The organism is Winogradskyella costae (genome assembly GCF_013403865.1).
GTDB lineage: Bacteria > Bacteroidota > Bacteroidia > Flavobacteriales > Flavobacteriaceae > Winogradskyella > Winogradskyella costae.
The window spans coordinates 1-2,328 of record NZ_JABFDK010000024.1; the positions used below are offsets into that span (position 1 = coordinate 1).

General features: G+C 29.3%; 3 protein-coding genes. All 3 read left to right on the forward strand.

Translation table 11 applies throughout. From position 1 onward, the window contains the following. The first annotated feature begins 95 nt into the window (after positions 1-95). The 3 genes from HM986_RS17465 to HM986_RS17475 all read left to right on the forward strand — a co-directional run bounded on the left by HM986_RS17465 (position 96) and on the right by HM986_RS17475 (position 2,148). Positions 96-395: a hypothetical protein gene (locus tag HM986_RS17465; RefSeq protein ID WP_179336328.1), complete on the forward strand. Its 300-nt coding sequence runs from the start codon at positions 96-98 to the stop codon at positions 393-395. 75 nt (positions 396-470) lie between these two features. Then, positions 471-812 (forward strand): hypothetical protein, encoded by a 342-nt coding sequence (locus HM986_RS17470; RefSeq protein ID WP_179336329.1) that lies wholly within the window; start codon positions 471-473, stop codon positions 810-812. A 163-nt stretch (positions 813-975) separates the two neighbouring features. Then, a complete protein-coding gene (locus HM986_RS17475) occupies positions 976-2,148 on the forward strand; it encodes a TlpA family protein disulfide reductase (RefSeq protein WP_179336330.1) in 1,173 nt (390 codons plus the stop codon). Positions 2,149-2,328: the final 180 nt, after the last annotated feature.

Consider the following 2,328-nt stretch of genomic DNA (forward strand, 5'->3'; position numbering starts at 1 on the left):
CGGATTTTCTATTTCTGTCTTTTATTTGCTAAATTAGGTGCTTGAGACACGCAACAACTCATATACCAAACCGTTAGCAGCAAGCGAAGAACAGAATGACAACAAAAGAAAAATCTAATATTCAAGAAAATTTATCTACTCTTTATCTTAGACTAAATGGATATTTAACAACTAGTTTTATAATTCATCATAGTGAGAAAAAAATTTCGGGTGAATTAGATATTTTAGGACTTAGATTTCCAAATCATTCTCAAGATGATACTGAACATAATTCATCTAAATTCTTAGAAATACCAAAAACGATTGACTTAGTTGTTGCGGAAATAAAAAGTAATGGAAAATCAGTTCAATTTAATAAACCTCTAAGACAATCTGAAAATGCAGTCGAAGTATGAACGAAAATTTTAAAATGGATTGGGATTTTAGATAATAAAGAAATAGATAATATTGTTCCTGAATTAATTGATTTAGTGCAAACAAAGGAAAACTCTAAACTAACGAATTTAAAATCAAGTAGAGTTTTACATACTAAATTTGGTCTCTTATCAATTAGACCTATTCTCTTTAGTCCAGAACGGATTGATTTGAATAATGCCGACAAACTTATTGGTTGGACAGAAATTAATGATTTTATTTGGAAATGCCTTTGTCCAAATGAACAAAGAGATGAATGTGGAACTCGTTATGACTTTACAGCTTGGGGAACTTCTTTATTTGAGATTGTCAAAGTTTTTAAAGACAGACAAAAAAGTCAAAAAAAGTTGGAGACTATAAATGAATTATACGCTGAAATTGAAAAGTTGAGGAATTGAAAAAGCCAGCTGCTAACACCGTATATAATTTATTGCTAGCTTCTGGCCTACTTACGAAAGTCCTCTCGGACTTTCTTGGTCGGTAATTATTTACTAAATTAGTTGCTTAAAACACGCAACAAACCATATACAACAACGTTATGTGTGATTAAAAAACCAAACTATGAGAAAACTAATTTATATTCTGACATTATTTACTTTTGGTAATATTTACGCCCAATCCAATATAAAAGTCAACGAAAAAGCACCAAAAATAAATATTACGAATTGGATTGAGAATATTCCAAATGACAAAAATTTGAATGATAAATACATAGTTCTCGAATTTTGGGCAACTTGGTGTGGACCTTGTATAGCAGCGGTTCCACATATGAATGAAATCCAAAAGGAGTTTAATCAAAAAGACCTTTATTACATTTCAATAACAGACGAATCAGTTGCAAAAGTTGAAAGAAGCCTAAAGCGAATCGAATTTAAGTCAATCGTGGTTACGGATTTGACGAAGGAAACTCAAATTAACTTTGGAGATGGCATCAAAGGATTAGAAGAATATCCTTTAACAGTTTTAATAGATAAAAGTGGTACTATAAAATGGATAGGAGAGCCAAAAAATCTAAATTATGCGATTATGTCAAAATTCCTTTCTAACGGGAATACAGAAAATACAGATTTCGATTTAAAGAAAAATGTAAGTTTCAAAGAACAAAAACAAACATTTGACTTTAAAGAATTGATGAGTAATAAAGAAGTTAAGTATTATTTTGAACTTCAAGAAACAGAAAGTACAGAAACATCTAAACAAGCAATCGGAACAAGCATTATAACATTGAAATCCTATAAATTGGCAGATATTTATAATGATATTTTAAATATTAAAAATGACCAATTAGAATTACCTGAGACAATAAAAGATAAACGTTTCGACCTAATTTATAAAAATACAGAAGAACCTAAAAATCTGAATTTTTTAGAAAATGACATTTTAAAAAAACTGAATTTAAAAAAGCAAACGGTCTTTAAAACTACAAAAGTAAATCTTGTTTCAATTCAAGACAAATCGCTTTTAGAAGAAACTTTGGAAAAAAGATTTTCAGCTAAATCTGACGCAGATGACAAAATAGTATTTACTGCATATACAATAAATAATACACTTGTTGAATTATCAAATGTTTCTTCTGTGTCGTTTAAATTCAATGATAAAAATGAAACAAAGTATGATTTTATAATCGGCATTAAATCTAAAAATGACATTATTAGCAGTCTGAAATCTTATGGATTAACCGTAGAAGAAAAAGATGTAAAAATTGAACATATAAAATTGATTAGCGAAAAATAACCACACATAACACCGTGTATAATTAATTGCTGTTTTCTGCCTACTTGCGAAAATTCCTGCGGAATTTTCACGGGTTCGTAAAAGTTTACTAATTTAGTTGCTAAACCACGCAACTAACCATACACAAAACCGTTACCTGCAAGCTGAAAAACAACATTGAGAATGCCGAAAACTTTATTC